The organism is Streptosporangium sp. NPDC006007 (genome assembly GCF_040614315.1).
GTDB lineage: Bacteria > Actinomycetota > Actinomycetes > Streptosporangiales > Streptosporangiaceae > Streptosporangium.
Genome location: NZ_JBEXUG010000078.1, coordinates 2,375 through 8,916, shown reverse-complemented (window position 1 = coordinate 8,916; position 6,542 = coordinate 2,375). Strand labels below are relative to the sequence as shown.

Sequence of the window (6,542 nt, the reverse complement as noted above, 5' to 3'; positions counted from 1 at the left end):
CGACAACCCATCTACCAGGGGCTTCTTTACTTAGGAGCAGTACGGCCCAACTGCGACAAGCCCGTTACCTGCGTCATCAGGTTGGAATGAGCTCACTGATAGATCGCGGGTAGACAGCCGTCGGACGCAGAGACACGGCGAAACCTTGCATTTTGTCTATGAAGATGTAAAATAATCGCGAAGAAGTCGAGTGTTACGTACGTGTTTTCCTGAGCAGGTCATGGGATCGTCGTGGTCCAACTCGAAGGGAACTAGTAATGCGCAAAGCACGCGTTTTTTCCTTCTTCCTCATTACCAGCGCGTTCGTGGTCTCGGTAGCAGCAACACCGGCAAATGCTGCTCAAATCGCTTCCCCGTACAACGGTCCCTGCAGCGCGACTGTCTCCTCGTGCACTACAGGATCGCTCCAGGTCGGCCCTAGTCACAAGCTCACTGTCGAGGCCCTCACGACGGTCGGTGGCGGCAATTTCAAAGTGATCGACTCCGTGAACGGTGCGGTGATCTGGTCGAAGGGTTTGGGTAACTTTCAGGACAAATATTATACGCTTATCAATGTTTACTCCTCCTACTACTGCACCGTGCGGGATGCTGGTCCGGGCGCTGGATGCGCGCTCTTCACTAGCTAAAACATTCTGACGCCCATCAGGGGTTCTATTCCAAGCGCAATCCTGTCCGCGTTAATCCCGACGATGCGAGGATATGGGGAAGGTAGTCGGAGCGGCCCTAGATATTAGCGAAGACGAGTAAGTACTTACTAGTGGTCTACGCGTGATGTCGTCCGGTGGCCAGTTGTTACCCCAGGTCAGAGCCGCCGCCTGTGGCGACATCACGCGTTGAGATTCAGTAGTCACCCAGGATTTGCCGGTTCAGCCGATGTACGGCGTGGCCGCTCCGTCGAGGAAGTGCTCGATCCGGAGGCGCTGTGTGTCGTGCATCGGCAGCGTCTTGATCTCCTCCCGGTCGACCCAGCGGACGTCGGTCGACTCGTCGCTGACCGCGAGCGTCCCGCCGACGAGACGGGCGGTGAGGCAGACGTTGAACTGACGGCGGACCTCTCCGTCGCTGTAGGCGATGATGTGCCGGGCATCGGTGTAGAGACCGACCAGGCCGGTCACCTCGACGTCGTAACCGGTCTCCTCCCTCACCTCCCGTACGGCGGCCTGCGGTACCGACTCGGTTAGGTCCATCCCGCCTCCGGGTAGTGCCCACAGCCCGTTGTCGACGCGCCGTTGCAGCAGGATGCGCCCCCGGTCGTCGACGACCACAGCGGACACGCCCACGACCAGGCTGTTGGGCTCGGGGGCGTCGGGGTCGTCGTAGTACTCGGTGCGGGCCACTTCACTCATCCTCGTCGGGAAGCCGGGACTGTTCCCACACTGCCTCAAAGCTGGCGGCGTAGACGTCGAACAGTCCCTCGTCGTGTATGCGGCGCAGGTGGTAGACCGGTGCGCCGTAGGCGTTCATGCCGTACACGTGCGCGTTGACGATCATGTGATCGTCGCCGACGAACAGGGAGTTGTAGAGCGTGGTGGCGTGCACGCGCACCTCGACGCCGGATGACACAGCCAGCGGCCGGTAGTGCATGAGCGCGACGCGACAGCGTGACTCGATGCCGTGCCCGAACCGCTCCTCGGCTCCCCGGCCTCGGATGACCGGTGAGTCGGCGTCGCCCAGGAGGACGCGCACCCGGCACCCCTGACGCGCCTTGGTCGCGAGGAGGCCATTGAAGTCCGGCCACGACTCGTGCAGGAAGTTGGCGGCGTAGACCAGGATGCCGATGTGCCCCTCGGCCCGCTCGAACAGGGTCCGCCACATGTCCAGGGGGGCAGAGGAACGGGTGGGATGCGCGGCGACCAGTTCACCGCTTCCCCGGTTACGGCGTCGTCCCTGCTCGATCGCGGGCCACAGGTGGGCGAGGTCTTCGCGAAGTACGGCCGCGGCTCGATGAGCGATGCCGGGGTGTGGAGTACGGCCGGCGCTGACCCATCGTTCGACGGTCTTGGGGTCGACGCCGACTTCCTCGGCCAGTTGCCGGACAGTGAGACCCGCGGTGAGCAGAGCGGACCGTAGACGCTCGTTGGGGGGCATGGGACGTTTATACGCTCCCCAAGACGTCCCGTCAGCGTCCTTGCGTGAAGTTCCCCCGTCCCATGCCTGGTCAGCATGCTTGGGACGGATCGAGCCGCACCAAACGTCCCTCCCCATGCCGGATCCATGGGCGCTGACACGCCATACGGGTCCTTGATCGCTCATCGGAGGTGTAACCCGTGGGCAACCGTAAAGCCGCTTCACCCACTGCTGACGAGGCGACCGTAGAAGGCCAGGACAAGGCGCTGGCCGTCGTGCAGCGGCTCCTGTGGAAGCAGGGCATTCGTGCCCGTCGTGATCACACGATCAGCCTGGGCCTGTTCGCCGACCGGCCCGAAGTCGTCCAGTGGCCCGACAGTCCTCCTGTCCGGTCGTGGCTGACCCGATGCCCTCCCGAGCTGGTCGTGATCGACTCCGCGGGCCGGTGCACACCAGAAGGGAGAACAACGGGAAGGTACGGGCCTGCCGTCCGTGCAACCGTGACAAGCTCTGCCAGCACGGTCGGCCGGTCGGCTGCCACGTCCGCCACGAACCGGGCGACGAACGGCTCGGCCAACCCAACTGCCCCGACTGCTACGACTACCCCGGCGCGGTGCTGTGGCAGGCCCACGTGGGCGCGCTGTGGCACCGCTTCACCCTCGAAGTGCGGCGCACCCTGGCCAGCGAGGCAGGGCTGAGCCGTACGGCCTTCGCCAAGCAGGTACGGGTCTCCTTCTCCAAGGTCGCCGAGTACCAGCGGCGGGGCCTGGTGCACTTCCACGCCGTCGTCCGCCTCGACGGTCCCGGTGGCGGCAGCGAACCCCCTCCGGACTGGGCCGATCACCACCTGCTCACCAATGCGATTCCGCAAGCGACAAGGCGCGTCAAGGTGGTCTCACCGACCAGCGATCTCGGCCGGTGGGACCTGGTCTGGGGCGATCAGCTCGACATCCGTCCGATCCTGCTTGACGAGTCAGCCGAAGGCCTCAGCGAGCGGGCTGTGGCGGGCTACATCGCCAAGTACGCCACCAAGGGCGCCGAAGCCTCCGGCACCGTCGACCACCGCCTGTCCTGCCCTGCCTGCAAGGGCCGCGGTCGGCTGAGCCTGACGGCCTCGTGCGGACGCTGCCACGGAACGGGCCTGAAGCCGGGCCTGCACCTGGACGCACTCCCGGTCACCGAGCACGCGCGGCGGATGATCCGTACCTGCTGGGACCTGGGCGCACGCCGGGAGTTCACGGCGCTACGGCTACGGCCCTGGGCGCACATGCTCGGCTTCCGGGGTCACTTCTCCAGCAAATCCCGCCACTACTCCACCACCCTCGGCGACCTACGCGGGGTCCGGGCCGTACACCGGGCCACCGAAGCACGCCAGCGGCACGGCCTGCCCGCCCTCGGCGACGAGACCACCCTCGTGCTCGGTCACTGGCGCTTCGCCGGATCCGGCTACACCCCAGGTGAAGCGATCTTGGCCGAAGACGTCCGGCGACGCGTCTCCCTCGCTCGCACGATTGCCGCCGAGCGTGAGGAGGGCTCCATTGACGGATGACTTCCTCACCGTCGAGGAGGCGGCAGAACTCCTCAAGATCAGCCGATCGATGCTCTACGGGCTTCTCCGCTCCGACGAACTGGCCTCGTTCCGAGTCGGCCGCTGTCGCCGGATTCCGAGAACCGCCATAGACGACTTCGTCACTCGACTCATGAAGGAGGCCTCCTGATGGCCAGAGGAAAGAAGCAACCGAACGGCGCGGGCAGTGTCTACCAGCGAAAAGACGGGCGTTGGGAGGGGGCGGCCTACGTCGAATCCCTCGACGGAACACGTACGCGCCTGCGGGTCTATGGCAAGACCTGGGAGGAGGCCAACGCGAAGATCTCGGAAGCGCTGGCCAATGCACGCAAGGGCATTCCCGCCGAGACAACCAAGCTCAGCGTCGGGTCCTACCTGACGTACTGGCTTGAGCAGGTAGCCCGGCCCAAGGTCCGGCCGTCCACCTTCCGTAGCTACGAGACGTATGTGCGGCTGTACCTGATCCCGGTCTCGGCAAGAAAGGCCTCAAGAGGCTGACGGCTCAGGACATCCGTACGTGGTTGGTGAAGGTCCGTAAGACGTGCCAGTGCTGCACACAGGGCCACGACGCCAAGCGTCCGAAGCAACACAGAGATCCAGGCAAACAGCAACGATGCTGCGCGATAGGGAAGTGTTGCAAGAAGGTTCCCTCCGCCCGGACGGTGCAGTATCTCCACGCGCTGCTCCGGGCTGCGCTCGCACAGGCCATCAGGGAAGATCTGATCATCCGGAACGTGGCCAAGAACGTTCAACTCGGCACGGTCGAGCGTCCGGAGGTGCAGGCGCTCACCGTGGAAGAGGCCAGGAAGTTTCTCCGGCAGGCACGCAAGGGCCGCTTCTACGCCGTGTACGCGGTGGCCCTGGGCATCGGTCTCAGACGGGGTGAGGCGCTCGGGCTGCGCTGGGATGACGTGGATCTGCAGAACGGCGTCCTCCGCGTACGGCAGGCGCTTCAGCGGCACAAGGGGGAGGGCCTCCAGCTCGTGCCCCTGAAGACACAGCGCTCTCGCCGTACGATCCGGCTCCCGGCGAACCTGGTCACGGTCCTCAAGGAGCACAAGATTGAGCAGGAGGAGGAAAGGCTGGCGGCAGGGCGTGCCTGGGCCAACAAGGAAGGGCTGGTGTTCACCACGCACGTCGGAACACCGATCGAACCGCAGAACCTCTACCGTCACTTCCGGGCGGTGTGTGACGCGGCGGGCATTCGGAGGGTGAGGCTTCACGACCTCCGGCACACCTGCGCGACCATTCTCCTCGCGCAGGGTGTGGACACTCGCACGATCATGGAGATTCTCGGGCACAGCACGATCGTGCTCACCATGAACACCTACGCTCATGTTCTCCCGGAACACCAGGCCACGGCCCTGGACAAGCTCGACGCGGCACTGGGAGGGCTCACATAGGACGTTGCCGTCAAAGGTAGCCGTCAACGGCCTCGGAGCATGATTGTTCCGAGGCCGTTTTTGCTGGTAGGGCGCCTGGGACTCGAACCCAGAACCTACGGATTAAAAGTGGAGGGCGCTTCCTGCTCCTCGCGACGCTCTGACCTGGCGCTTCGGGTGCTGCCGCATCCTCTCCAAGACTGGCCGTTCCGCACATACTCCGGATCTTGGAATCCGGCCCCCTGCCGGGCTTTCGGCAATTCTCGGCATCTTCGCCATGCCGTCAGGATGGACCATGACCAGCCACGCTACCCGGTGGGCCGGGGCTGAGGCACGAAGTCCCGGACCGTCGATCGCCCCCGACCACCGCGCGCCATCAGCCACTTACTGGCGATCGTGACACAGAACTGTACGACTGACATCTTGCTTGCAAAGACGCATGCCGATCTTGGGCGACCTGTGAAGACGCAGCTCACGGCGCTGATCGCGTTCCCCGTGACTCCCCGTTGTTCCCCCTCGCTCCCCGCCCGATCGGGCACGCGACGGCACGGCGGTACGCTCGTTGAGGCGGTCTTCGGCATTGCGCCGCGCCTCCCGCGTGGGTACGGCTTGCCGTAGGCGATCGGGCACGACGCCGAGGATGCTGGATAGCACCGGAGGCCGTTACCGCCCTGTGTGTCAGGAAAACCTGCCGACCTGGGAACCTACGGACTAAAAGATCGCCTTCAGGCTGTTCCGGACGGTTCAATGCAGGTCCGGAGGTATCTGTAGTCCGTCTTGACTCGCCATGGACGGCTTTAAACTGCAACGGAAGTTGCAACCTGGTCGCGGGTGTAGCACTTCAAAGATCTTCACGGTGATTTAGAGCCGTTAATTCTTAAAATTCGGGTTTGGGATTTCTTTCAACTGCTTCAGATCCCGCAGCACGGCCGCCAGGTTATTGCGGCTGGCCAACGTGTGGGGGTGTTCCTCACCCAACACCCGGCGACGCGCCTCCAGCACAGCCCGATACTCGGCCTCAGCCTCCCCCAACCGCCCCAGATCCCGCAGCACGGTCGCCAGGTTATTGCGGCTGCTCAACGTGTGGGGGTGTTCCTCACCCAACACCCGGCGACGCGCCTCCAGCACAGCCCGATACTCGGCCTCAGCCTCCCCCAACCGCCCCAGATCCCGCAGCACGGCCGCCAGGTTATTGCGGCTGGTCAACGTGTCGGGGTGTTCCTCACCCAACACCCGGCGACGCGCCTCCAGCACAGCCCGATACTCGGCCTCAGCCTTCCCCAACCGCCCCAGGTCCCGCAGCACGAGCGCCAGGTTATTGCGGCTGCTCAACGTGGAAGGGTGTTCCTCACCCAACACCCGGCGACAGACCTCCAGCACAGCCCGATGCTCGGCCTTAGCCTCCCCCAACCGCCCCATATCCCGCAGCACGGCCGCCAGGTTATTGCGGCTGCTCAACGTGGAAGGGTGTTCCTCACCCAACACCCGGCGATGCGCCTCCAGCACAGCCCGATGCTCGGCCTTAG

The 6,542-nt window shown here is 64.4% G+C and carries 8 protein-coding genes; 5 read left to right on the top strand and 3 right to left on the bottom strand.

Annotation, left to right across the window (positions count from 1 at the left end; all coding sequences use genetic code 11):
• Positions 1 to 257 precede the first annotated feature (257 nt).
• Positions 258 to 626 (top strand): hypothetical protein, encoded by a 369-nt coding sequence (locus tag ABZ194_RS29780; RefSeq protein ID WP_355600345.1) that lies wholly within the window; start codon positions 258 to 260, stop codon positions 624 to 626.
• 240 nt (positions 627 to 866) lie between these two features.
• Here the strand turns inward: ABZ194_RS29780 and ABZ194_RS29775 are convergent, their stop codons facing one another.
• Both ABZ194_RS29775 and ABZ194_RS29770 read right to left on the bottom strand, forming a co-directional pair.
• On the bottom strand, positions 867 to 1,337 hold the full coding sequence (locus ABZ194_RS29775; RefSeq protein ID WP_355600344.1) for an NUDIX domain-containing protein: 471 nt from the start codon (positions 1,335 to 1,337) through the stop codon (positions 867 to 869).
• 1 nt (position 1,338) lies between these two features.
• Entirely contained in the window at positions 1,339 to 2,088 is a 750-nt protein-coding gene (locus ABZ194_RS29770) for a helix-turn-helix domain-containing protein (RefSeq protein WP_355600343.1), read from the bottom strand.
• A gap of 424 nt (positions 2,089 to 2,512) precedes the next feature.
• Between ABZ194_RS29770 and ABZ194_RS29765 the strand changes: the two genes are divergently transcribed.
• The 4 genes from ABZ194_RS29765 to ABZ194_RS29750 all read left to right on the top strand — a co-directional run bounded on the left by ABZ194_RS29765 (position 2,513) and on the right by ABZ194_RS29750 (position 5,037).
• Positions 2,513 to 3,616 carry a replication initiator gene (locus ABZ194_RS29765; protein WP_355600342.1) on the top strand — a complete coding sequence of 368 codons (1,104 nt, stop codon included), beginning with the start codon at positions 2,513 to 2,515 and terminating at the stop codon, positions 3,614 to 3,616.
• Positions 3,606 to 3,785, top strand: a complete 180-nt coding sequence (locus ABZ194_RS29760) for a helix-turn-helix domain-containing protein (RefSeq protein ID WP_355600341.1) — start codon at positions 3,606 to 3,608, stop codon at positions 3,783 to 3,785. The genes ABZ194_RS29765 and ABZ194_RS29760 overlap by 11 nt, the downstream gene beginning before the upstream one ends.
• Positions 3,785 to 4,132, top strand: coding sequence for a hypothetical protein (locus ABZ194_RS29755; protein WP_355600340.1), 348 nt, complete (start codon positions 3,785 to 3,787; stop codon positions 4,130 to 4,132). The genes ABZ194_RS29760 and ABZ194_RS29755 overlap by 1 nt, the downstream gene beginning before the upstream one ends.
• A gap of 236 nt (positions 4,133 to 4,368) precedes the next feature.
• Positions 4,369 to 5,037 (top strand): site-specific integrase, encoded by a 669-nt coding sequence (locus ABZ194_RS29750; RefSeq protein ID WP_355600339.1) that lies wholly within the window; start codon positions 4,369 to 4,371, stop codon positions 5,035 to 5,037.
• An 849-nt stretch (positions 5,038 to 5,886) separates the two neighbouring features.
• Here the strand turns inward: ABZ194_RS29750 and ABZ194_RS29745 are convergent.
• On the bottom strand, positions 5,887 to 6,542 hold a 656-nt coding region (locus tag ABZ194_RS29745; RefSeq protein WP_355600338.1), incomplete at its 5' end, for a tetratricopeptide repeat protein.

Excerpts from the sequence above, each read along its gene's own strand:
- ABZ194_RS29770 (WP_355600343.1), bottom strand. The coding sequence starts at position 2,088 with ATGCCCCCCAACGAGCGTCTACGGTCCGCTCTGCTCACCGCGGGTCTC.
- ABZ194_RS29755 (WP_355600340.1), top strand. The coding sequence starts at position 3,785 with ATGGCCAGAGGAAAGAAGCAACCGAACGGCGCGGGCAGTGTCTACCAG.
- ABZ194_RS29780 (WP_355600345.1), top strand. The coding sequence starts at position 258 with ATGCGCAAAGCACGCGTTTTTTCCTTCTTCCTCATTACCAGCGCGTTC.